Source organism: Collimonas sp. OK307 (assembly GCF_900113705.1).
Lineage (GTDB): Bacteria > Pseudomonadota > Gammaproteobacteria > Burkholderiales > Burkholderiaceae_D > Collimonas.
In genome coordinates this window covers 123,764-148,255 of the sequence record NZ_FOQI01000014.1, presented here as the reverse complement: position 1 = coordinate 148,255, position 24,492 = coordinate 123,764, and the positions used below count along the sequence as shown (strand labels likewise).

At 56.4% G+C, this 24,492-nt stretch carries 18 protein-coding genes, 1 tRNA gene and 1 pseudogene; 4 read left to right on the top strand and 16 right to left on the bottom strand.

Annotation, left to right across the window (positions count from 1 at the left end; translation table 11 throughout):
- Positions 1 to 276: 276 nt before the first annotated feature.
- Positions 277 to 2,022 carry an autotransporter outer membrane beta-barrel domain-containing protein gene (locus BM205_RS17940; RefSeq protein WP_092416224.1) on the bottom strand — a complete coding sequence of 582 codons (1,746 nt, stop codon included), beginning with the start codon at positions 2,020 to 2,022 and terminating at the stop codon, positions 277 to 279.
- 158 nt (positions 2,023 to 2,180) lie between these two features.
- Between BM205_RS17940 and BM205_RS17935 the strand changes: the two genes are divergently transcribed.
- Positions 2,181 to 3,170 carry a helix-turn-helix transcriptional regulator gene (locus BM205_RS17935; protein ID WP_092416223.1) on the top strand — a complete coding sequence of 330 codons (990 nt, stop codon included), beginning with the start codon at positions 2,181 to 2,183 and terminating at the stop codon, positions 3,168 to 3,170.
- A 266-nt stretch (positions 3,171 to 3,436) separates the two neighbouring features.
- A pseudogene (locus BM205_RS24345) lies at positions 3,437 to 3,541 on the top strand (NADP-dependent isocitrate dehydrogenase); the annotation flags it as partial.
- A 120-nt stretch (positions 3,542 to 3,661) separates the two neighbouring features.
- Here the strand turns inward: BM205_RS24345 and BM205_RS24785 are convergent.
- The 9 genes from BM205_RS24785 to BM205_RS17890 all read right to left on the bottom strand — a co-directional run bounded on the left by BM205_RS24785 (position 3,662) and on the right by BM205_RS17890 (position 14,162).
- On the bottom strand, positions 3,662 to 3,868 hold the full coding sequence (locus BM205_RS24785) for a SymE family type I addiction module toxin (RefSeq protein WP_092416222.1): 207 nt from the start codon (positions 3,866 to 3,868) through the stop codon (positions 3,662 to 3,664).
- Between the two features lie 402 nt (positions 3,869 to 4,270).
- Positions 4,271 to 4,561 carry a BrnA antitoxin family protein gene (locus BM205_RS17925; protein ID WP_092416221.1) on the bottom strand — a complete coding sequence of 97 codons (291 nt, stop codon included), beginning with the start codon at positions 4,559 to 4,561 and terminating at the stop codon, positions 4,271 to 4,273.
- Positions 4,536 to 4,814, bottom strand: a complete 279-nt coding sequence (locus BM205_RS17920; RefSeq protein WP_092416245.1) for a BrnT family toxin — start codon at positions 4,812 to 4,814, stop codon at positions 4,536 to 4,538. Before BM205_RS17920 ends, BM205_RS17925 begins: the two co-directional genes overlap by 26 nt.
- A gap of 698 nt (positions 4,815 to 5,512) precedes the next feature.
- Entirely contained in the window at positions 5,513 to 6,157 is a 645-nt protein-coding gene (locus tag BM205_RS17915) for a hypothetical protein (protein ID WP_139227314.1), read from the bottom strand.
- A 227-nt stretch (positions 6,158 to 6,384) separates the two neighbouring features.
- A complete protein-coding gene (locus tag BM205_RS17910; protein ID WP_175511309.1) occupies positions 6,385 to 7,281 on the bottom strand; it encodes a trypsin-like peptidase domain-containing protein in 897 nt (298 codons plus the stop codon).
- Positions 7,282 to 7,410: 129 nt separating this feature from the next.
- Positions 7,411 to 8,607 carry a GIY-YIG nuclease family protein gene (locus BM205_RS17905; RefSeq protein ID WP_092416218.1) on the bottom strand — a complete coding sequence of 399 codons (1,197 nt, stop codon included), beginning with the start codon at positions 8,605 to 8,607 and terminating at the stop codon, positions 7,411 to 7,413.
- Positions 8,600 to 10,720, bottom strand: coding sequence for a DEAD/DEAH box helicase (locus BM205_RS17900; RefSeq protein ID WP_092416217.1), 2,121 nt, complete (start codon positions 10,718 to 10,720; stop codon positions 8,600 to 8,602). Before BM205_RS17900 ends, BM205_RS17905 begins: the two co-directional genes overlap by 8 nt.
- Positions 10,717 to 13,518 carry a class I SAM-dependent DNA methyltransferase gene (locus BM205_RS17895; RefSeq protein ID WP_092416216.1) on the bottom strand — a complete coding sequence of 934 codons (2,802 nt, stop codon included), beginning with the start codon at positions 13,516 to 13,518 and terminating at the stop codon, positions 10,717 to 10,719. The genes BM205_RS17900 and BM205_RS17895 overlap by 4 nt, the downstream gene beginning before the upstream one ends.
- 567 nt (positions 13,519 to 14,085) lie before the next feature.
- Positions 14,086 to 14,162, bottom strand: a tRNA-Pro gene (locus tag BM205_RS17890).
- A gap of 150 nt (positions 14,163 to 14,312) precedes the next feature.
- Here BM205_RS17890 and BM205_RS17885 point away from each other — a divergent pair.
- On the top strand, positions 14,313 to 15,434 hold the full coding sequence (locus tag BM205_RS17885; RefSeq protein WP_092416215.1) for a M14 family metallopeptidase: 1,122 nt from the start codon (positions 14,313 to 14,315) through the stop codon (positions 15,432 to 15,434).
- A 107-nt stretch (positions 15,435 to 15,541) separates the two neighbouring features.
- On the opposite strand, the gene BM205_RS17880 is transcribed toward BM205_RS17885, so the two are convergent.
- Positions 15,542 to 16,246 (bottom strand): isochorismatase family protein, encoded by a 705-nt coding sequence (locus BM205_RS17880; protein ID WP_217646059.1) that lies wholly within the window; start codon positions 16,244 to 16,246, stop codon positions 15,542 to 15,544.
- A gap of 109 nt (positions 16,247 to 16,355) precedes the next feature.
- Entirely contained in the window at positions 16,356 to 17,228 is an 873-nt protein-coding gene (locus BM205_RS17875) for a pirin family protein (RefSeq protein ID WP_092416214.1), read from the bottom strand.
- A gap of 135 nt (positions 17,229 to 17,363) precedes the next feature.
- Here BM205_RS17875 and BM205_RS17870 point away from each other — a divergent pair, with 135 nt between their 5' ends.
- The gene (locus BM205_RS17870; RefSeq protein WP_092416213.1) at positions 17,364 to 18,269 is read left to right on the top strand and encodes a LysR family transcriptional regulator; all 906 of its coding nucleotides are present in this window, start codon (positions 17,364 to 17,366) and stop codon (positions 18,267 to 18,269) included.
- A 306-nt stretch (positions 18,270 to 18,575) separates the two neighbouring features.
- Here the strand turns inward: BM205_RS17870 and BM205_RS17865 are convergent, their stop codons facing one another.
- From BM205_RS17865 to BM205_RS17850, 4 genes are all read right to left on the bottom strand, one after another.
- Positions 18,576 to 19,829, bottom strand: coding sequence for a DUF2863 family protein (locus BM205_RS17865; protein WP_092416212.1), 1,254 nt, complete (start codon positions 19,827 to 19,829; stop codon positions 18,576 to 18,578).
- 385 nt (positions 19,830 to 20,214) lie between these two features.
- Positions 20,215 to 22,926: an aconitate hydratase AcnA gene (gene acnA, locus BM205_RS17860; protein WP_092416211.1), complete on the bottom strand. Its 2,712-nt coding sequence runs from the start codon at positions 22,924 to 22,926 to the stop codon at positions 20,215 to 20,217.
- A 26-nt stretch (positions 22,927 to 22,952) separates the two neighbouring features.
- The gene (locus tag BM205_RS17855) at positions 22,953 to 23,450 is read right to left on the bottom strand and encodes an MliC family protein (protein WP_254783937.1); all 498 of its coding nucleotides are present in this window, start codon (positions 23,448 to 23,450) and stop codon (positions 22,953 to 22,955) included.
- 50 nt (positions 23,451 to 23,500) lie between these two features.
- Positions 23,501 to 24,472 carry an HpcH/HpaI aldolase/citrate lyase family protein gene (locus tag BM205_RS17850; protein WP_092416209.1) on the bottom strand — a complete coding sequence of 324 codons (972 nt, stop codon included), beginning with the start codon at positions 24,470 to 24,472 and terminating at the stop codon, positions 23,501 to 23,503.
- Positions 24,473 to 24,492 lie beyond the last annotated feature (20 nt).

Here is a 24,492-nt window from a genome sequence, read left to right as displayed (position 1 = left end):
CTAATTAAAAGCATATACCGAATGCTTAGCGGGCTTTTGCAATGTAGCAAAAAAATTACGTCTGGGCAATCAATGTTGTGAGTTGCTAATAATGCAAATAAAATTCCGGGCTAATTTGATTTTGGTATCGCGAATTGATTTTTACCGGCCCGACAAGAACCCAAGAAAGCCAGGGTCAGATACCGTCTTGAATAGCAAGCCCGTTGGTTAAATAATTTGGGGCGAGGGCGGTCATCTCCGGCCCCAACGCAGCTGCGGTGGGGCCGGCAGTGTTGATCAGGGCTGGTCTATGCCCATCTGGAAGGCGTTGAAGCTGGGTACCGATTGCACCGATACGCCCATGCCACGCAGGTTCAGGCTGGTTCGCTCGCGCACCGCTACGCTCGCGCCAGCGGCGCTGGTGGCCGTGGTGGCGGCGCGGAAGTTGTAGCCGGCCCGCGGATTGTTCAGGACGATCGTCTGGTCATAGGTATCGGTACCGCCGGGGCTGACTAACACGGTGCGCGTTACGCTGCCGGTGCCGGCATCGACAGCGGTGACGGTGTATCCGGTGTCGTTGGACAAGGCATTTGCCACTAGGCTGTTGCTAGTGCGTACTGTCCAGTTGCCAGCGCCGAGCGAACCCACGGCAGGCTGGCTAAGAGTGCGCTTCTGTGTCCAGGTCGACACGCTGCCGTTACCGGCGATTTCCACCAGCATCATGTCGCCGTTGCCGGCGCGGTAGGCAAACACGCGGTCTGTCCAGGTATCGCTTACCGCCGTGCTGGTCAGGTCGAAACCGCCGGTGCTATTGCTGCTGAAGCTCGTGCTGGGGCTGACGGTGGTGCAATTGGAACTGCTGGTGGCGCCGTCGCAGGCCGTCACGGTGCTGACTATCCCAGTGCTGCCGACCGTGGCCGAAAAGCTGTCGGTGGCATAGGCGGTACCGGCATCGTTGAGCTCAAAACCCAGACCGTTCCAAGTACCGGCCAACTCCGATACGGCAATGGTTTGCTTGGGGATGGCAACGCTCAGACGGTAGGTGCCATTAGTCAGCACCCGCGCCATCAGCACGCCGGCCTGTGACACGACAACGTCGCTGACGCCGTCAGCAGCCAGGTAGCGGCAACTGGTGCTGCTGGCGCTGAGCACGGTCGAGCTGCCCACCAGATTGGTCATGGTTTTGCTGGCCACATCAAAGCTGCCGCTGGCGAACTGGCTGGAAATGCCGCCGCTCATCGTCGGGCTGATGACCCAGTAGTCGCCAGTGCGTAGCGCAGAGCAGTTGCTGTCTGCTGCCTTCAACAACAGAGAGGCGGGCAGACTGGCCACGTTGTTGTTGCTGTTCGTCGTGGTGCTGGCAGCCGGCGATGCGGCTGCCACGGTGGTGGCCAATGCGTCTAGCGTTGTGCCGCTGGCGGTGAGCCGGGCTTTCAGCGCGTCCAGTATCTGGTCATAGACATTGCCACCGGTGCTGGACGTGGCCGGCACCAATGCTCCGGTCAGCAGATCAGTCAGGCCGGATACATCTAAGCCGGCATTGCTCAGTGTGGTCAGGACCGCCGTTTGAGCGGTGCTGACGTTGCTGGCTGTCACAGTGCCGGCATTGGCGCTGAAATTGGTGAAGAATGTCGCGGGGTCAGTGCCGGCCAGGCTGGCGACCAGCAGTTGGGTCAGCGGGGTGATGTTGGCCACCTGGCCAGTGCTGGCGCTGCTGCCGGTGGTGCTTGGCGTGGTGACGGAATAAAGCACCATGTTGCCATCGCTGCTGGTGGCTTTGAGTACGCAGGGCAGGGTGACGTCTGTAATGTCTTTGGTGTAGCTACCGTTGGCGGCAGTGGTGGCCGTACCTGTACCGCTGGCGCAATTGATGCTGACCGTGGCTCCCGCCATGGCGGCGCCGGTGGCGGCAGTGCCGCTGAAGGTGGTCGCGGGTTTGGCGACGGCCGCCGGCGAGACGTCGCTTCCGCCTCCGCCGCAGGCGCTCAAGCCTAACAAGGTTGTGGTAGCGAGGGCCAGGCGCCATTGAGTGAGATGATTCATCGAGAATCCTTTTTATAAGGTGGTTGGTGGATTTTTCATTGAGAATTTCCCCCGCAGGAGGTGAATTACGGGCTCCCGGATCGCGTATTGATGTAAAGTATCAATCTGGTTACAAAATGTAACAATAGTGCAATTGCACTATGGAACGGAGGCGGCGGATGCGTCATCACGGGAAGATTTCGGCAGACTTCAACACCCTGCTACTGCGGCTGTACCGCCTGTCGCAAGAGTTGCCGATCCAGTATTTCCAGGATGCCGCCCTGGCACAGATCAAAGAGGTGCTGCCGTTTGATTCATCGATGTGGGGCACGGCGACGACCACGCCAGCGGGTATCGATATCCACACCGTGCATTTGCACGAAATCGCGCCCGAGATGCTGGTGGAGTATGAAGCGCTGAAGCACCAGGATGTCACGGCATCCATGGTCTTGGGAGAGTCTGAGGTCACTTACTCGATCAACATCGAAACCCTCTACGCCGGCCGTGCAGCGCGTGAGTACCGCGACTTCTCGCAGCGCTTCGGGGTGGAAAACATGCTTATTGCTGCAGACAACAATCCCCGCACCCAATTTGTCCATTGGATCAGTCTGTACCGCGCCGACAAGGACGCACAGGGCAGCAAGGAGGAGCGCCAGCTGTTGGGCCAGTTGGCCCCACATGTGATGCAGGCGCTGGCGCTGAATCGCGTCATGCATCTGGGCCAGCTCGATGCCGCGGACAAGGCCATGTCGCCCTATGGCTCAGCGATTGCGGATGCACGTGGTGTGCTCTACCACGCAGACCCGCAATTCAGCGGACTGGCGCAAACCGAGTGGGATGGCTGGAGCGGGTTGCATCTGCCTGCGCAACTGATGGTCGATCTGTTGGCCGGCCACGAGCGTTTCCTGGGCCGAGCGATCGTCGTGCACCGTTACTACGAGCACGGCCTGCTGTTTCTCAAAGCCCGTGCACGTTGCCTGGCCGACCAACTCACGCAGCGCGAATGGACGATTGCGCAACTGATTGCCAAGGGTGAAAGCCACAAGGAAATCGCCCAGGCGCTGAACCGCTCGCCAGCCACGGTACGGAACCAGATCCAGGGGATTTATGAAAAGCTGCAGGTCAGCAGCATTGCCAAGCTGATTGACGCCTTGCGGCGCGCAGAGTAAGCCTGCCTCTGTTAGAGCCCCGTCGCACGACCTTGATAGTGGCGGGTTCTGGGTTGCAGCGCACTTGGCATAAGCAAGCCCGTCTTAAAATCGTCGATAGCAGTCTGGGAAAGGCAGGGTCAGATCTTGCAGTGACATGTTTATGTTAGCAAGTTCAAAGATTATAGAGATACATCAGTCATCGGTAACATGCACTTTGACGAACCTGTGAATCGCTGCTTGATCTTCGTGCATGTGTCATTGCAAGACTTGGCCCCCGATCTCCCGATCTGACCGGTCTTGACATCCAGATCATGTCGCAGGTACGTGCCATGCGCTACACCGTGGACCGCGTGATCCGCAGCAAGGATACCATCTCGGTGACCGGCAACAACAAGGCCAGGATCCTGGCACAGAAGAGGTTCGAATTATTGTGAGCGACACACAATTCCCGGCTCCGTTTAGCGCGGAGTCGGGAGCAGCCTTCTGTTTGCCGACGATGTCAGTGAAATCTAGTCACTGGTAATCATCAGGCACCCGGTCATGACTCTGACACGTACGTTGGCGTTAGGGGTGAAGCCTGTTTGCTTGATCCCGTTACCATGCAGACGAATCCAGAGTGTTTCAGGATCATCGTCCTGATAGAAGGACACGTTGAGCCGTTGTGTTGCGTTTACTATCGATGTGCTGGTATCTCGCGTACTATTGCGCTTAGCCATATTCAACTCCGGTTTAGTTGCTTGTGGTTAGCGGGTCATGGGTGTTTCAGCACCTCTGGCCCGCGTCTATTTGCTACTCTGCATAGCGCTCTTTACTCTGAACGCATTCTTAAAAATAGCACGTGCGCATGTTTAAAGACATCGTTATCGTGCGTCGATAGATTTTTAAGAAAATGCAGATACCTGGCGTTGTTAGAATCGACATCAGCGGCTGCCAGGCCGGCGTCATTACCGCGCGCAATGGCAACAACATTGGCAGTGCCATAGTGATCAACCGTGAATATGCCAGACCAGGTCTTTGCGCGAAATATGCGAATATGCTCTGTGGCTTACCTTGACTTATCTCCCCGATGCTACGAGCGAAGATTCGCCGTCCTGCTTAATTGCACGACGGGTTTTTATTTAATGAGTGATCAGATCCGCGGGTGAATGTTCTTTAAGCCAATCGGCAAGAGCTGCATCGACGCGCGTTTGCCAACCTGGGCCGGTCGCACGGAATTGCTCGACCACGACAGGAGACAGTCTGATGGTGATGCGTTCTTTGGTAATTTCAGCAATAGGGCGACCACGCTTTTTAAGTTTGGCTTGAAGCGACGAGGACAGGCCAGAGAACGAGGTCATGTTTACGATGTCGTCCTGGGAGAGCTTGCGGACTTCGCCGCTTGCATCAGTCAGTGGCTTTTTGCGTTTCATAGTCTTTTACCTCTCTTGAGTTTGCTTTGCGAAAACTGATTACGCGAATGCCTGATTCAGTTTCAACAAAGCACAGCACATGCAATCGGCTATCGAGGTAACCGATCGCAACGATACGGGTTTCGCTGTAATCATGGCGATCATCAACGGCGAACAGCGCGGTATCGAAATCAAAGTCGGCGACGCGATCAAAAGACAGCCCGCGCTCAGCGATGTTGCGGTTGCTTTTGTTTGCGTCGTATGTGATAGCCATATAATTACTGTATGCACAATAAATAATCTTGTCAATGATTATTTGTGCATACAATAATCGAACTGCTGTTGATGAAAAACTTGCACTGGTTCGATATTACGGAGACTTCCACGTGGGTGGCGAGCGACCACTGTCAAAACAGAGAGTGGAGGGAGAGAGTCGGGGAATGACGCTGGGAATTGGGCTGCGGTGTGATTCCGCTCACCGGCGCAGGGCGTGGCTCCCCCGCACACTGCCATCATTGTAGGCAGAAAAAAATTCAGCCAAACTGAGGGGCAGACTTGGCGATATTGGCGAATTTGCAAAGTTAGACTCTAGATCTTGCAGGCTAAGTACAAGTCATGGTTAAACAAACCCTATTTGCGCGCAAGCTCGGCTGATTAAGTGTAATGCCTAAGTGTTACGCTGGCGTATACCCTATTTTTACTGTATGACTGCTCACTGTAATCCGATTACAGTGAGGTCAGATATTCGGTCTACCGGAACTGGCCAAAACCACTCATGCATTGGCAAGCGGCGGCCCACGACGGTCAAATTTCGTTAGTGCGTCGCCTTCCGGCTTAATATCGCCGCCAGTGGTCGCACCAGTTGTCGAGCTATAGCGTTGAGACATAGCCTTTGTGACAACTGCTGTCGGATAACACAGAAAGTGAAAACTGTTTCAAGTTAGTGAAAAAAGGCTTCTGAGCGGTGCCTTTTCATTGTTGCTCGGGCACGGTAGCCGACGCCCATATGGCCTCGTAGATTGACGACACTGCGGCAAAGGCGTCTGTAATTTGCGTTAGCGTTGCTGGCGCTTTTTTTGCTGCGTCTTTAAACGAAGCTCCCGATTGATAGCACTCGCGATGATCGATAAATATATATCGATCATGAAAGCCATCGGCAACACGCAGTTCGACATTGATCCGTTCTTGCACCTTGAATAACTCCAAGGCCGGAACTAAAGTTTTTAAACACTTGTATCCTAGCAATCTAACCGTAGTACCTGAACTGACATGGGGCAAATAACGGGACACAAATTCGGCATCTAAATATGGATCGACAAAGAAAATATCGGTATTGCTAGTTTCAATCACTTTGCGAACTTCGTTATAGTAATCGAACACCCGTGTTGCCCCTACGGCCACCGTAAGTGGTCCAACCGTCGACAAGCGTAATTCAGTTCGCACCTGATGTAATGTTGTCAAAATCGCGTGCAATGCCACTTTTGGGTCTTGGGCGCGGAAGCCCACAAGCTTTTCGACCTCCCCTTTAAAAATGACCCCGCGAACGCGGTCCCACAAATCAACGCATGCAGTTGCCCTTCCGAGCCAATCCTCATTTTCCGGGAGAGCGTGGGACATTTTTTCTCGCGACGGCATACTCCTGAGTACATCCTCGACTTCACACAAAAGTTGCTCGTGGGGTATTTTTATCAAAATGGCCAATCCTCTCTATATTTTGGACAATATTTATTTCCGATTGGACATGATATCGCCACTACTTCCGTCATCGTCAAGCCTAAGACAATCCACCTCTGTGAATCGCGGTGCAATAGTTCTAGGCACAGCGCTCTTACGCCTAGAAAAAGTCATTGCGTAGGTCCAGTTCCTGGATGCTGGACGCCGGTAATTCCGGGGAATATCTGTTCGTCGATTTCTCGAATGGCATCGGCATGCAGCGCGATTGCCAGGTTCAGTGACGTGCTGATGACAGGGACCTGCTTCAGAGAGGAGGGAATTTCTACAACTTTTAGTTCGCCCTCCACGCTCGACTCAATTATTCCCCAAACGACACCAATGAGTTGCACTTTTGTACCTGGAGTGAAGGAGCCGTCGGCTTGCCGGAACATCGGCGCTTCATAGGAAAATACAGGGGAGCCACTGGAGCCTTGAAACGCCGCCACATCGACTAAGAATTCTCTCTTGTTCTGATAATGAGCGAGAGGATGGGTAGCCGTAGTGCCAAGTCGCGCGATTGGCATGTTGTTGTGGTGGTCCCACACCCCCCTCGGATAACCAATAACGAGAACCTGCTCGACATCACGCATGTTTTTCTTGTCGATGGACTGGGGTAGCCAGTGCGCATCAAGGCACATCATTCGCAATTGATTGCCAGTCCCCATCACGTTGCCTACCGGAATGGTCACATCGATTCCGCAGAGATCGATCCCTGTATCAGGGTGGGGATAAAGGTTCCCCTCAAGGGGCCAGGCTATTTCCAGGTCCTTGCGACCCACCGGTTGATGTTGTTCATTCAGATCGGCAGCGGACGTTGCGAAAGACAAGACGAAGTGAATGACTTCGGCTCCGCGAACAACATGTTTGTTTGTAATAATTAGTATTTTGGCAATGTTCGCTGTAGGTTCGACGACTTTATAGAAGAACCCTGTTCCTACAGAGGTTGGCGGCGCACCGCTGAAACCGGCACTGAGACGAACTGTGGATCGAACTAATGCGTGTTCGATAGGCATTTCGGCGGGAGTCATTAGCTGTGTCTCTTTTAGTTTGATGGGTAATGATGTTGTCGGCTTGGGTCTCATGCGCGGTTTCGATGAGGCTGGTTTGCCCGTGTTGGTTGCCACAGGACCGCTGCCACCGCGCTATCGCAATCGTTACTACGCTTGGCCGATCAACTGGGCGGTCTTAGGGTCGTAGACCACATCGGTAATCGACCCATCCTGAATTCGCTGAACCGCTTCGTCAATTGCTTGGAGCGGCACTAAGAACCACTCCCTCGGCTTGACCGGATGGCCGAAGCGATCCTCGATGGTCAAGTCTAGCTGTGCTGCGCCGAATAAGCGGTGGAAGATGTTTTCCAGCATGGTGCGGTTCAGGTTGTGGAGCTTGTAGGTGGCGACCACCTCCACGCCGGCCAGCAGGTAGGTGGCATCCTTTTCTGCGCCTGCGATTCGGGCTTCCACCTTGCCGCCGGTTACGCCGATCTTGTGGATCAGTTCGCGGTGTTCGGCGACGAATGGATGGCTGGATAGGCTACGCAGTACATAGATGGTTCCGCTCTCGATGTCCTCAGGCTCCGCTACGTTGCCAAACAGCGGGCCATCGTCCTTCATGATAAGGCGGCGACCTACGGGCGTGTCTCCGTCAGGATAGAGCGAACGCGAAAGGGAGCGCAGCAACAGGTTGCTCTCGGTATGATTGTCAAAAATGACTCGCAGTCGCGGGTTGTCGCGTCCATCCTTGGTCTTAGTGCCCCCATCCATTTCGGCTACGTAAGCTATCTGGCCGCCAATGATGAAGAAATCCCCCAATTCAATACTGGCGTTCTTAATGAAGGGTTTGGTCATCCAGGTGCCAACCTTGAGACCAGCTCCAGCCTCCTCGAACAAAGGCTCGTAGCGACCGAAATCCGCGCAGGGCGTGCGGTTGGCAATTTCTTCCGCCGCCTTGATTTCGACATAAGGACGCACATGGCGCAGCACGGTGATGTCGCTCTGACCGGCAGATTCATTATCAATCCCCAACTCGGCCAGCAAGGCGTCTTCGTCCAGCGTGTCCACGTCGACCTGGGCCGCTGCCGTCCCGGACAACAATCCAGGGCCATCCAGTTCGGACAGCAGTGCCAGCGCTTCCGGCAACTTGCGTAGCTGATCTAGGCGCACGGCATACAGGCGCTCGAAGATGTCACGGTCCTCTCCGTGCAGCGGAGCGCGGCCATGGGCGTGATGAAAGCGCAGGATGTCCTCGAAGCCGGCAATGATGCGTTCCTCACGCGGAGTTCGGCTGGCGGATTTTAGCGTGGCGACTTCTACACCCAGCGCATCCAGCAGTTCGTCATCGTTCATCTCAGCCATTGCCAGACTCCCCCTGCGCTTGTACTGCCTTAACCTGCGCACGGTGACGTGCCAGCGCGGCTACTCCCTCTGCCATGCGCTTTTCCCATGCATCGGCGGAATTGATGTCTGGCAAGCGGCCACGCTCGTGCTTGAACTGCAAAGCGCGCCTTGCCAGCTCACGAGCTTCATCTTCGGGAATGCTCACCTTCTTGGCGGCAATACTTGCCTGCACCTGGCGCAGCGATTTCTCATCCATCGCTTTCGCCAGTACCGCATAGGCGGCATCGAAGGGATTGATGCGGTCGATCAGGTCGATGTCCAGGTCACGCACATTGATGAACTTGCGGACCCCATCTACCAATGCCGTATTGCCCTGCGCCGTGCCGCCGCCGTTGGCATCGGCGTGGGCCAACGCCAACTTGGCCTGCTGCGTGATGTTCATGGCAGCGATGGCATGTTGTCGGATGGCCTCTTGGTCGGCCTCGCCCAAGTCTGGGTAACGCTCGCGCACTATTTTGCCCATGCGTAGCTGAGTAAGCTCTTCGGGCAGGGTGTTTTCCTTGTCGAACAGGCCGCGCTCCAACACGGTTTTGTCCTGCAAGAAACTGGTGACGACTTCGTTCAAGTCCTCCTTGCAGATGCGCGTGGCTTCCGGGCTTTGAGGCGTTGCCAGCCCATTGATCTCCACGTGATACTGGCCGGTTTCCTGATTTATACCGATGTTGTGTCCGCCTTCCTTGTAGCCGTCCTCGCCATAAGTGAAGCCATCAATCGGACCGCTATTCTTTGGCGTAAACTCATAGCGCGGGGCCAGTACCTGTTCCATCAGCAGGCTGGCGGAAATGGCTTTGAGCATATCGTTAACCGCTTCGGCCACGGCGGATTGTTCAGCCGCAGGTTCTGCTATCAAGTTAGTGAAGCGTGACCGTTCCTTGCCCTCTGCATCACGGGTGGCGCGGCCAATGATCTGCACGATTTCGGTCAGACTGCTGCGGTAGCCAATGGTAAGTGCATGTTCACACCAAATCCAGTCAAAACCTTCCTTCGCCATGCCCAGTGCAATGATGACATCCACGCTGTCGCGGTTGTCCTTCTGCGCCGGGTCTTTCAACGCAGATAGCACTTTGGAGCGCTTGGCCGGATCGCTGTCATCCACCAAGTCCGCCACTTTCAGGATACGGCCATTGCGAGCCTGCACCAGATGGAAGCCGGTGGCCGGGTCAACGCCTTTCCATTCGCCCAAGCCCTCCATGATTTCATTCACCTCGCGTTCCTTGTCTTTGAGGCTTTCACGGGCATTAACATTGGGAATATGGACGATGGTTTTCAGTGCCGGGTCCAACACCTTTGCGATGGCATTAACGTAAGGACCTGTGTAAAAGAAGTAGCCGATGTCAAGCGACTTGAGCCAGCGATAGCCGTTGAGTTGCTCGTAGTAGGTGTAAGTGATCGTCTCGAACCTGGCCTCATCCGCCGGACCCAACACAGCCTCGCTGTCGCCACGGAAATATGAGCCGGTCATGGCCACTAGATGCACCTTGTCGCGGACGATGAACGCGCCCAACTGGCTACCCAACTTGTTTTCCGGGTTGCTGGAGACGTGGTGAAACTCATCGATGGCGATTAGGCGGTTATCGAACGCTTGGACACCCAATTCTTCCACCGCAAAGCGGAAGGTGGCGTGCGTACAGACCAGCGCCTTGTCGGTACTCTCAAGGAACTTGCGCACCGCATCCACCTTGGATTTCGCCACGCGTGGCTCGTCCACGCCAGGAGCGTTGCACAGGTTCCACTGCGGGGCCACCTGCCAATCCCAATAGAAGCCGTGTTGACTCAGTGGTTCATCGGCAAAACTGCCGCCAATGGAACGCTCCGGCACCACGATGATGGCCTGCTGCAAGCCTTGGTTGTTGAGTTTATCCAGCGCGATGAACATCAGTGCCCGGGACTTACCTGATGCCGGCGGCGATTTGATCAGCAGATACTGCTCGCCGCGCTTGGCATAGGCGCGCTCCTGCATGGCGCGCATCCCCAGCGCGTTGGCCTTGCTGGACGCGCCGGTACGCGCCGTGGTGATGGAGACCGACGGCACGATGTAGGTGTTGGTCGGGTTGCTGGTTTGCTCGCTCATGCGTTCTTTCCCCTTGTCTTTTTCGTTGCGGGCTTGGACTTGGCGCCTGCCGCCGTCATCTTGGTGTAAAGGTCAAACAATTTTTCGAGCCGTTCGGTGTCGTTCTTGAATCGCCGGCCGATGTAGATACGTTCCAGCACTTCGTCGTTGCGTTCGTGGGCACGGCGCAGGTTTTCCGGCATATTGTCCGGGTCGTAGAGGCCGGCGATGGTGGCGGGGAAATGCGCTTCGCGTGCCAGAAGGATACCCTCGGCGCAGGTGGTCAGGTCAGCCTTGTTCTGCTCGGTCAGCAGCGGCACGGGGAAGGTGTTCCAGCCGATGGTGTTGGAGTAGCGAAAATCCGTTTTCAGCTTGCCGCAGACAGTACCAATCCAGACCAAATGCAGTCGGGAGGCGATAAGGGCCATGTTCCAGAGCGGCGCGTCGTAGAGAGCAAAAGCAAGATTGGTAACTGTTGATTCTTGATCAGCGAGTCCGACAGGCAAATACTCCCGCGACTCTGATGACACGCACGGCATTACAATGGTCTGAGTCAGACCAATATTCATTTCACGCATCTGATGCGGCCGGGTCGCCATATCATTAGCACCTTTATCTCGACTAGCCAGTCGCATCGCTCGCACGCCTTCAATACGCTGCCGTATGGGCGCGATGCGCATGGCTTCATCAAGATGCAGGTCTTCAATCCATAGGCAATAGCGCCCCAAGCCACGAATGAACTCCGCCGAGCCGTAGATACGGCGAATAAAGCGGACCTGTTGCTCTGGCGTCAGGCCAAGTGCATAAACTTCATCTCTGGATAGCAGTAGATGTCCACCATCGTATGGCATATTCCCACGTAGCATTTCTGTCAATTCACCAAATGGGCGAGATGCCTTTTCCACCATCACATTTGCACCAGAGGTCAGATAGGCGTTGATGTGTTCCACTTCCTTCACGTCCATTGCGTCGCCGCCACTACTGGCGATGGAATAAAGGCGTCGCAGCGTTTTGGTTTGCGACGACATGCCCACTATCACGACCGTCACGCCCGCGTTGTGGCTGGCGAGGTTGGCCCACTTGAACGAGCTGTGCGCAAATACGATCTTGTTACCCGTGCTGAAAACTAGCGGCCAAAGAATGGGCACTTGTTGCCCTTGGCAGATGGAGTTGGTGGACACGAACGCAGCGGCGGCTTGGGTCCGAGTGCCGTAATCGGCGGCTTTCATGAACCAGCCTGCCACATAGTCCAGCGACTTCCAGTTCTTGGTGCGTGTAGCGAAGATCGCTTGCAAGTCCGCCTTCTGCTCGTCGGTCTGCCAAGTCGAGCCAAGGTACGGTGGATTGCCGCAGATATATGTCTCGCCACCTTCGTTCTCGAAGTCGATTTCCGTTTGATTGAGTGGCGTGTTAAATAAATCATTTGCCGCCAGCTTTACGCCCGTGCCCGTCGGCGGACACACACTCAGCCAATCCAACTGCAAAGCGTTGTGGCAAACAATCCAGTTCTGCGCGTCCAGCGGCAAAAACTCATCCAGTGCGTCCTTCTGCCCGCGATACAGTACATCGCACTGGTACTCGGCAATGATGAGCGCCAGGCGGGCAATCTCTGCCGGGAAGTCGCGCAACTCGATCCCTCGGAAGTTGGTCAGTGGAATTTCGCTGCCCAGGTGCGGTTCTCTCCGCCGTTGGTTGATTTCCGCCTCGATCTTGCGCATCTGCTTGTAGGCGATAACCAAAAAATTACCGGAACCGCAGGCTGGATCGAACACGCGGATGCGCGCCATGCGCTTACGCAGGTTCAGCAGTTTGCGTTCGTTATCGGCAGCCTCTGCCAATTGATTACGCAGGTCATCCAGGAACAATGGGTTCAACGCCTTCAGGATGTTGGGCACGCTAGTGTAGTGCATGCCCAACGCGCCGCGTTCTTCCTCATCGGTCACGGCCTGGATCATGCTGCCGAAGATGTCCGGGTTGATCTCACGCCAGTTCAAGCCGCCCGTGTGCAACAGATAGGTGCGCGCCATGCGGGTGAAGTGCGGCACTTCGGTGCTGCCGGAGAACAAGCCGCCATTCACGTAGGGGAAGCGATTGGCCCAGTTCGGCAAACGGGATAGAGCATTGGCGCGCTCGGCAACCTTGATGTTCATGGCTCGGAAGATGGCTTCCAGAACCTCATGGGTATTGGAGCCGTCGCGTTCGCTTATCTGCTCGACGGTTTTGGTGAACAGACCATCTCCGCTGAAGATGTCAGTGTCTTCCGCAAAGAAGCAGAACACTAGTCGGGCCATGAAGTGGTTCATGTCGGCGCGGCGTTCCTCCTTGGCCCATCCGGGGTTTTCGCTCAGCAGCTCGACGTACAGCTTGTTCAGGCGCCCGGTGGCGCGCACGTCGATAGGATTGTCCTTGATTTCCTTGATGGTGGAGATGCCAGCCAGCGGCAGGAAGAAGCCGAAGTGGTTAGGAAAGTCCGGGTATGCTGGAGCAATGGCTTCGCCGCTGGCGAGGTCTTCCGCCTCCAAGGTCTGTCCGTCGGTCGCGAGGATGAACTTGGCCTTGGCTTTTGTGGTGGCCGGGCTGGTGCGTAATGCCTTGAGGGTTTCGCTTACGGTGCCGACTTCGCACACGGCGATATGGATGTTGTTGCGTTGGAGCACGCCGCCGGGCACATCCGAGGCGTTGTTGTTACCTGTGCGCAGGCGCTTGAGTGCCGTGTCCTTATTGCCGAAAGCGGCCAGGAACGCGAACGGGAACTCCGCCACGTCTAAGGGCTGAAAGGCCAGTTCCGATATGGCTGCTTCGATTTCTACTACATTCATGGGGCATCTTGCCTATATGACGTCTTGCATACACTTCCCGCCGGGGGACAATTGCTGTTGCGGAGTTGCGGGACACGATCTCGTAAACGGTTGCCCTCGGCATCGAAGCCCTTCAGCATGACGGTGAACGAGATGTAGTTCTGCACATATCGGAAATGTCTTCGGCCGACTCCATGTTTGCGCGCAGCTTGTCGGCGGTGGCCCAGAGTATTTTCTTGATGTCTTCGATCATGCGGAGATGTTAATAATGGCGGTTGGTGAGGAAGCCATCTTATCCCATCTCTTGTATTGCAGACATGAAACCTCATCAAATTACATGCCAGATATGCGGCCCATTTAATCAGCATGGTGGAGTAGGGGGCCGCTCAGATACGGAAACGCTACTTGGTCGGTATGTAACCAGGAAGAGCGTGCTTACCCACTATCTTTGTAATAAGGGGGATCAGGAATGGGCGCAGTTGCTTATCGGCGCACAGCGGTGGTGCGCGATTTAAGGCACGGTTAAGGCACGAAGGTCAAAAACGAGGAAGGGGTTACAGACCGAAATCTGTAACCCCTTGATTCTACTGGTCGGGGCGAGAAGATTCGAACTTCCGACCCCTTGCACCCCATGCAAGTACGCTACCAGGCTGCGCTACGCCCCGACAAGCCTGCTATTATATCAGAGCAAAATTGCTTTGTTTCCAAGGCGATACATAAAATTTTAACTGTTTGTTCGCTCGACAATAGCGGCCCATAGCGCTTCGCAATGCACCGCCAGATCGCCCAGCCAACAATCCTCATTAAATAATCATATGCCAATAAAAATTAGCCAGCAGTTTGACGCCGCCGCAATCGAAGTATTGCGCGCCGATAGTCCTCAGCAGATTGAATTGAAAATCCGTAGCGATTCGCATGCGGATTTCACGCAATGGTTCTATTTCCGCTTGCAGGGCGCCCGTGGCGAGGCTTGCCGCATCCGTTTCATGAATGCCGGCGCCACCACCTATCCCAAGGGTTGGGAAAACTATCAAGCGGTGGCCAGTTACGATCGCGAGACCTGGTTCCGTGTGCCGACCAGCTTTGACGGCGAGGTGATGACCATCACCCATACACCCGAGCGCGACAGCGTGTATTACGCTTATTTCGAGCCGTATTCCTGGGAGCGTCATCTGGCGTTGCTGGGGCACGCAGAGGAATCACCATTGGCACGGGTGGAGGATCTGGGCAGCACGGTTGACGGCCGCGATATGAATCTGCTGGTGATCGGCAATCCGGCTGCGGCCAAGAAGGTTTGGGTGATCGCACGCCAGCATCCGGGTGAAACCATGGCGGAATGGTTTGTCGAGGGTATGGTCGATGCATTGCTTGATCGGGCCAATCCATTGGCGACCAAGGTGCTGCAGCACGCGGTGTTCTACATCGTGCCGAACATGAATCCGGACGGTTCGGTGCGCGGCAACCTGCGTACCAACGCTGCCGGCGCCAACCTGAATCGCGAGTGGATGACGCCGTCGCTGGAGCGTAGCCCTGAGGTATTTGTGGTGAAGAACAAGATGCACGAAACCGGCTGCGATCTGTTCCTGGACGTACATGGCGATGAGGCTTTGCCGTATGTGTTCGTGGCGGGCTCGGAAATGCTGGAAGACTTCACGCCGCGGCAGGGCGTGGAGCAGCAAAAATTCATCGACGATTTCTTGCGCGCCAGCCCGGATTTCCAGACGGAATACGGCTATGCGGCGAGCAAGTACAGTAGTGATGTGCTGACTCTGGCGTCGAAATATGTCGGCCACACGTTCAAGTGCATATCGCTGACCCTGGAGCTGCCGTTCAAGGACAACGTCAACCTGCCGGATGCGCAGGTCGGCTGGGATGGCGCTCGTAGCGCGCGTTTGGGCGCGGTGGTGTTGCAACCGATATTGCGGGCGTTTGAATAATTCCTGTTGCGTGTAATTCGAACACCTGTTGTGAAAAGCCGGGCATGTCAGACATGCCCGGCTTTTTTTATGCTGCGATGGCCAAGTCCCTATGGCCAGGCCTGTGATCAGCCTTTTGCTGTTGCGGCTTCCAGCAGTTCCAGCTTGGTTTCACGGCCGTTCTGTTGCACGCTTTGTGCTTTTGCATAGCTTTCCATCAGTGCCTGATAGCCCGGCACGATGTGGTCGGTCATGATGCCGGCGAATTCCATGGCGTCGGGGCGATTCCAGGTGCTCATGATTTCAGCCAGGGCGGCATAGGTGTCGATTGGCACGGCGCCAGCCTGGGCTACGCGCGCGAGGGTCAGGTCGGTGGCCATCTTGGACCAGTTTCCAGAGGCGTCGATAATGGTAAATACCTTGTAGCCGGCGGCCAGCGCACTAATAGTCGGAAACGCCATGCAGACGCTGGTCAGCGTACCGGCGATCAGCAATGTTTTACGCTTGGTTTTTTCGATGGCGGCGACCCATGCCGGGTTGTCCCAGGCGTTGATCTGGCCGGTGCGCGGTATGTAGACGGCATCTGGATTGTGACGATGGATTTCCGGGATGAGCGGGCCGTTGGGGCCGTCTGGCACCGAGGCGGTGGTGAAGGTCGGGATCTTGGCCAGATGCGCTACTTTTGCCAGCGCTGTAACGTGGTTGCGCAGGGTGGGCAGTTCGATGTCTTTGACCAGTTGAAACAAACCGCTTTGATGGTCGATGAGTAACAACACGGTGTCATCGGGATCGATCATCGGGGTCTTGCCGTTGAAGTTGGCTGGTGTGCTCATGGTGTTGCTCCTGGGGGTGGATGAAGCGGTGGATGAAACGTGCGCGGATGTGCGCTGTCTGCTTGAAAAAAAACCATGCCGGTCGGGATGACCGGCATGGCCAGAACTACTAAGCTTGCTCAGCTATCTGCGCAAAGCGCCCGCTGTTGAAGTCGACGATCGCCTGGGCGATTTCTTCCTGGCTGTTCATGACGAACGGGCCATGGCCGACGATCGCTTCATCGATCGGCTCGCCGCTAAGCACCAGCACCACGGCGTCGTTGTTGGCCTCGATGTCGACGCTGGTGCCGTCGGTGTCGAGCAACGCCATTTGCGCTTCGCGTGCCACGGTCTCGCCGTTGATGAGCACGGTTCCGTGCAATACCACCAGTGCCGAATGCCAGCCTGTGGGCAAGGACAGCTTGGTGCTGCTGCCTTGGTTCAGGCGCATATCCCACACATTCATCGGTGTGAAGGTACGTGCCGGACCGGCATGGCCGTCGTATTCGCCGGCAATCACCCTTACCGTGCCGGCGCCGTCAGGCAACGCAACGGCAGGGATGTCGTTATCGACGATGGCTTGATAACCAGGTGCGGTCATCTTGTCCTTCGCCGGCAGGTTCACCCACAGCTGCACCATTTCGAGCGTCCCGCCGGAGCGCGTGAACGATTCGGAGTGGAACTCTTCATGCAGGATGCCGCTGCCTGCTGTCATCCATTGCACGTCGCCGGGGCCGATTGTGCCGCCATTGCCGGTCGAGTCGCGGTGCGTCACTTCGCCCTTGTAGACGATGGTGACGGTTTCGAAGCCGCGATGCGGATGCGAGCCGACGCCACGTGGGCGGGTAGCAGGGGCGAACTCAGCGGGACCGGCGTAATCGAGCAGCAGGAACGGGCTCAGTTGCTTGCCGTGGCTGGTGTACGAAAACATCGAACGAGCAGGAAAACCGTCGCCGACCCAATGTTGGCGAGGTGCGCTGTAGATGCCGAGGACTTTTTTCATGATCAATTCCTTGTGGTGGTTGCAAAATTTGTTGCTGGTAGTAGATTAATCCAAGGACAATGAGGGCGGTAGTCTGTAGAATTTGCCTTCACTGTTCTATTTTGTGAACGATGCAGCGCCCACCCAGGAGTTCTCATGCAGGATTTGAATGATCTCTACTATTTCGTCCAGGTAGTCGACCACGGCGGCTTCGCTCCGGCGGGACGGGCCTTGGGGATGCCGAAGTCCAAGCTGAGCCGGCGCCTGGCGTTATTGGAGGAGCGCTTGGGGGTGAGGTTGATCCAGCGTACTACCCGGCAATTTTCCGTGACGGAAGTCGGGCAATCGTATTACGAGCACTGCAAGGCGATGCTGGTGGAAGCAGAGGCGGCGCAAGACGCGGTCGAGCTGACGCGGGGTGAGCCGCGCGGCATTGTGCGATTGACTTGCCCGGTAGCTTTGCTGCATGCAAATGTGGACGTGATGCTGGCAGATTTCATGGCGGCCAACCCGCGCGTGACGGTGTTGCTGGATGCGACTAATCGGCGGGTGGATGTGGTGGCCGAGGCGGTGGATATTGCTATCCGGGTACGGCCGCCGCCGATTCCTGATAGCGATCTGGTGTTGCGAGTGCTGGCTGAGCGTAGCCAATGTCTGGTCGCCAGTCCGCTACTGCTTAAGGAGCGGTCGCTGCCGGCGTCGCCTGCCGATTTAAACGACTGGCCGAGCCTGGGGTTGGGGACCGGGCAGCAAAACCATATCTGGACATTGTTCGGGCCGGATGGCGCGAAGGCGGCGATTCATCACACGCCGCGTTTTGTAACCGGTGATATGGTGGCGTTGTTGCGGGCGGCGGTGGCTGGTGTCGGTATTGTGCAATTGCCGACGATGATGATTCGCGAACAGATCGCACAAGGCACGCTGGTGCATGTGTTGGATGACTGGCGGCCGCGATACGAAATTATCCATGTGGTGTTCCCGTCGCGGCGGGGTTTGCTGCCGTTGGTGCGTACGCTGATTGATTATCTGGTGGCGCGTTTTCAGGCTCTGGAAGAAGATTAAGACGGGCCGCCGTGTGGAGTGTGTTTTTTACGGTCTACGCGATGAGCAGCACGAACTAACCGGGGTCAGAGTGAACTTTCGGTATGGTTTACCGCCGAAATTTCACTCTGACCCCGCTTAGTGGGCCACGGAGTAGAAGTAGTAAAAGCGTAAAGAAACAAACCGCCGATAAGTGAGCTGCCTTTCTCCGAAGCCGTGATGTGGGGTCAGAGTCGAGTTTCGCGATAGAGCCTGCGAAAGTCGACTCTGACCCCACATCACTAGGTCGTCGAGGCGCAATTGACTGGTGAGCTCGGAGCTCCGGTCTCAGTGGAAATGCGCCGAGCCGCTTGGCGCATCGTCGGGCATTTCCGGATGCACCAGATCGCCTTCGCGATCCGGGTAGAGCGGGGTGCCGCAATCGTCGCAAAATTCCATCGCAAACATTTCGGCATGCCGTTGAATATCGTCGATGCCGCATTCGCGTAGCAGGCTCAGGATTTGTTCCAGCGGGGTTTCCGGTTCGGCCGTCGCTTCGTCGCTATCGCTGGCGCGGGTAATGATTTCTTCTGTCGCTTCTTCCTGTCCGTACAGCGGCCACACCACACCGTAGATCACCTCATTGGTCTGGCCCAGCGAGAAGCCGATCCGGTATTCGTCGACCCGGCCGCTTTCCGGCTGCTCGCTGAAACGGCCGATGCTGGCGTGCAGGTCTTTCGATGCGATGTCCAGCGTGTGCGACAGGTAGTAGCTGGCGGCGCGCAGGGATGCCGGGCGGATTTGCAGGTCGGCTTCGCGGCAGGCGGCAAAGTAAGCTTCGGGCAGCAATACCTGGACGCCGCAACCCGGCAGCAAACGCGTCAGGTTGGGAGTGACTTGATTACGCCATTGCTCGAGCGCCCGTTCTTTGTCGGTAGCGATATGTCCAGCTTGCCCACGCGCCAGTTGCCAGTGGAACAGCGGCATGCCGATGGGGACTACCAGGGCCGCCAGCAGGTAGCGGGTATCGGCCAGGAACGGTGCGGTCTCCGGCGGATTGGCCGGGCTGCGCACCGGTGCGTCGGTCAGCGCAGCATGCGACAGTTGCTGCAGCAAGGTAAAGGTTTCGCAATGCGTGCGCGGCAACTGATCGATGGCGTACAAGGTCGGCACGATGGCGGTTTGTACTTCCGGCGCCAGGATGTGGGCGTGCAGATGGGCGTTCAGCGTCATTACGACGTCGGCCGGAATCGGCCCTGATCCGATCGAGAAGCGCGTCCATGCCAGCAGCGGAATGCCAACCAGCAGGCAGTCGTATTGCTTGCCCTGGTATTCGATGGTGCTGGATTCGCTGCAGGCTTCGACTACGTCCATCAAGGCGTCGTAGGCATCGGGCTGAGTGGGGAACAACTGTTCCAGCGCGCCGTCGATAGGCTCTTGATGATGGGCTTTGAAATGCTTGTTGAGCAAGACTTCAATCTCGCGTTCCCATGCGCGCTCCTCAAGACGGCTGGAGGCTTGAATCAATGCTTGCGCCAGCTCGGCCAGGCGGTGGCTGTCGGCGGAAAATTTTCGAGAAGGTTTTTTTGACGGGCGGCGCATAGTGAATAGAGTAAGGGCTGATGACAACATAGTCAAAATCTTACTGCGCGACCGTAGTGGATGCATGCATCCGATGACCGGCAACTGAGACGCTCACATATTCATTGATGACATTGGGGAATATGCTCCGCTTTTCTGCGCTGCCTTCAGGCCTACGACCGCTTGCTGAGAGTGTTCAACGACTCTGAGGCAGGAAGACTGCAAGATCCTATTGTAGTGGATTTAACGGTATGTTGAATAATTACCGTAGATGAATGGCAACGATTTCTTGATTGACGCCGAAAACGAGAAACGCCGGCATGGCCGGCGCTTTTTGATGACTTTATTGAACCATTCAACTTCCAACCCGCCGTCCAGGCTGAACGGGCGGCGGGCCGGGTAGTTGTTACGCTGCCAGCAACTGGCGCAGCACGAACGGCAGGATACCGCCGTGTTTGTAGTAGTCGACTTCGATTGGTGTATCGATGCGCAGCAGAACCTTGACTTCCTTGGTTTCGCCGTTGGCACGATGGATCACCAGGGTAGCGTCTTGCTGTGGCTTGATTTCGCCTTCGATGCCTTTCAGGTCGAAAGTCTCGTGGCCGGTGATGCCCAGGGTTTGCACGCTGTCGTTGCCGATGAATTGCAAAGGAAGAACGCCCATGCCGACCAGGTTGGAGCGGTGGATACGCTCGAACGAACGCGCAAACACGGCCTTCACGCCCAGCAACTGAGTACCCTTGGCTGCCCAGTCACGCGACGAACCCGTACCGTATTCTTCGCCTGCAAACACCATCGTTGGCACGCCGTCTTTGACGTACTGCATCGCTGCGTCATAGATCGATGTTTCTTCGCCGGTTGGCTGGAACAAGGTGATGCCGCCTTCAACTCGCGAACCGTCCGGTGTAGCAGGAATCATCAGATTCTTGATACGGACGTTAGCGAATGTACCGCGCATCATGATTTCGTGATTGCCGCGACGCGAGCCGTAGGAGTTGAAGTCAGCCTTCAACACGCCGTTGGCGATCAGCCATTTACCGGCCGGGCTGGATTCCTTGATGGAGCCGGCTGGCGAGATGTGGTCGGTAGTGATCGAATCGCCGAACACGCCCAGTGCGCGCGCGCCGGTGATGCCGGTTGCAGCTGCCTTCGGCACCATGGTGAAGTCTTGGAAGAACGGTGGCTCAGCGATGTAAGTCGATTTAGGCCAGTTGTAGACTTCGCCGCCGGCGACGCCCTTGATGGCTTCCCACAGCTTGCCCGGTGCGCCCTTGACGTCAGCGTAGTTGGCTTTGAAAGTCTTGGCATTCATCGCGAACTTCATCAGCTTGGCGACTTCTTGCGAAGTTGGCCAGATGTCGCCCAGATAGATATCCTTGCCGCCTTTGCCCTTGCCGACAGGCTCGGTCATCAGGTCGCGTGTCATGTTGCCGGCGATCGCGTAAGCAACTACCAACGGTGGCGAAGCCAGGAAGTTGGAGCGAATGTTCGGGTGGATCCGTGCTTCGAAGTTACGGTTACCGGACAATACAGCCGATGCCACCACGTCGTTCTTGACGATGGCTTCGTTCATGGCCGGTGTCAGGTCGCCGGCGTTACCGATACAGGTGGTGCAACCGTAGGCAGTGACGCCGAAGCCGAGTTTTTCCAGGTACGGCAGCAGGCCAGCCGCTTCCAGGTATTCGGTGACGACGCGCGAGCCAGGGGCCAGCGAAGTCTTGATGTGCGCAGGTACCTTGAGGCCGGCTTCGACCGCTTTCTTGGCCAGCAAACCAGCCGCCAGCATGACGCTCGGGTTGGAAGTGTTGGTGCAGGAAGTGATTGCAGCAATCAGCACATCGCCGTTTTGCAGCTTGACGCCGTCAGCGTTGGTGTAAGTCGCATCCAGGTCTTCAATTTTCTTGTTGAAGCCGTTTTCTGCGATTGGCTTGCTGAACAGTTCTGCGAAGTTGGCTTTGACATTGCCGATTTCGATACGGTCTTGCGGACGCTTCGGACCTGCCAGCGACGGCGCAACTGTAGCCAGGTCCAGCTCGACGACAGTGGTGTAGTCGATGTCGCCAGCCTTTGGAATGCCGTACAGGTTTTGTGCCTTGAAGTAACCGGCGAATGCGTCGATTTCAGCTTTGCTGCGGCCAGTGCCCTGGAAGTATTCGATCGTCGCATCGTCAACCGGGAAGAAGCCCATGGTGGCGCCGTATTCAGGCGCCATGTTGGCGATGGTAGCGCGGTCGGTCAGGCTCAGCGAGGCAGTGCCTTCGCCGAAGAATTCGACAAACTTGCCAACCACTTTGGCTTTGCGCAGCAGTTCGGTAATGGTCAGCACCAGATCGGTTGCGGTAACGCCTTCACGCAACTGGCCGGTCAGGTTGACGCCGACTACGTCTGGTGTCAGGAAGTAGACCGGTTGGCCCAGCATGCCGGCTTCCGCCTCGATGCCGCCCACGCCCCAGCCGACTACGCCGATGCCGTTGATCATGGTGGTGTGCGAGTCAGTACCGACCAGGGTGTCCGGGTAGTAGACCGAATCCTTCTTGTGGACGCCGCGCGCCAGGTATTCCAGGTTGACCTGGTGGACGATGCCGAAGCCAGGAGGCACGACGCCGAAAGTGTCGAATGCCTGCATGCCCCATTTCATGAACTGGTAGCGCTCGTTGTTGCGCTGGAATTCCAGTTTCATGTTGAGGTCGAGTGCTTTCTTTTCACGGAAATGGTCGATCTGTACCGAGTGGTCGACTACCAGGTCGACCGGCACCAGCGGCTCGATGTTCTTGGCATTCTTGCCTAGCGAGGCGGCGACGTTACGCATTGCGGCGAGGTCGGCCAGCAGTGGCACACCGGTAAAGTCTTGCAGCACGACGCGCGCCACGACGAACGGGATTTCGTCGGTGCGGGCTGCGTTGGCGCCCCAGGCAGCCAGTTGCTTGACGTGCTCTTCGGTGACCTTCTTGCCGTCGCAATTACGCAGAACGGATTCCAGCACGATACGGATCGACACCGGCAGGCGCGAGATGTTGATGCCGAGTTTTTTCTCCAGGGCTGGCAAGGAGTAGAACTTGCCTTTCTTGGAGTCGGAAATCTTGAATTCCTTAAGTGTATTCAGCGTGTTGCGAGACATGATTCCTCCTGAGTTTTTCAATTTAATTACAAGCTATGTGCTGGGTCGACAGGTGCAGGGGCCGGCATGGCTTCTTGCGCTGCGGATTTACATTCGTTTGCCAGTTGATGCCCTGTTTTTGAATCAAGCAAAATGCCTTTGGACGGGATGCCGATCCAGAGCAGGCCGTATTTGCGGTTTTCAAAGCGGTTGGCGCCGGTGGTGGTCGGCACGCGCGACAGACGGTGCAGGGCTTTGCCCCAGCGCAGTGCGATGTGCTTGTCGTCTTCGGCGTTGGTATAGATTGTCAGGCTGTTGCCGAGCTCGCATTTGTAATCGATGGAAACGGAAGTCTTGACATCCGGTGTCCCTTCGTCTTCGCCATCGTCGACTTCTGTCGGCGCAGCTTTTGCAGCTGGTTTCTTGGCGGCCTTCTTGGTCGTTTTCTTAGTAGTGGTCTGGGCTTGAACCTGCGGCACTGCAACTGCCAGGCTGGCGCCCAGCAAAACCAGCATTGATAAACTCGTCGACAAACTCTTCTTCATTTTCATTGCTCCGTAGTGCATCCCGTTGTCTCAATAAAGGCGGGGTGCGGTTATAACAAAGTTATTGCTTCTTCAGGTAGTGCGACGCCGTTATTTTTTGCGCGCTGCAGAACACTCCAGTAATAACGGTAACTGGCGCGGTCATGTAGCGTGCCCTCGTGTTGTATTGGTCCCCATGCCGCTTGCCTGGCCGCAAGCAGGATTTGTGCCGCCGTGGCAATCTCAGATGGCGGCGGGGTAAATGCGTTCAATATCGGTTTGATCTGTTGCGGATGGATGCTCCACATCCGGGTATAGCCGAATTCAGCCATGGCGCGGCCGGCATCTGCAGCGACGGTGCTGTTGTCCTTGATGTCGGTGGTGACGTTATGCGAAGGTATCTTGCCGTGCGCGTGGCAAGCCGCGGCAATTTCCAGTTTGGCGCGCGTGACCAGCGGATGGCTGAACTGCGCCGGCGAACGCATTGCCGCGCTTGGGATGGCGCCGTAATGCGCTGAAACAAAATCCATGATGCCAAACGACAGCGACTGTACTTGCGGCAGGGCGGCAATGGCAAACACGTCTGCCAGCGCGCCGTGGGTTTCTATCAGTACATGGACCGGCAACGCCTGCCGTCCGGCCTGGCTGCTGTGGTGATCTATCAGGGCCAGCGCGGCGTTGACGTCGGCCAGGCTCTCGGCCTTGGGCAGCATCAGGTAAGCCAGCCGGCGCGCTGCGCCTTTGCAGATGATCTCTACGTCTTGTTCGAAAAAAGTGCTGCCGATGTCGTGTACGCGAGCGCCTATGCGCTCAAAGCGATTGTCGGCGCCGGCGACGATGTCGGCGACCAGTTGTGCGTGTGCTGCTTCGTTGCCGGCGCTGGCGCCGTCTTCGCAGTCAAGTGTGATGTCGAATACCGGACCCAGCTCCTGCTGCAAGGCGACCGATTTACGCATGAGCTTTTCAGCGCCGGCGTAATGATCGCAGACCGGTAGCGAGACCGGTTGTTGCTTGCCTAGGAATAAGACCTGGGTAGGATGCATTGCGAAGTTCTTAATAATAA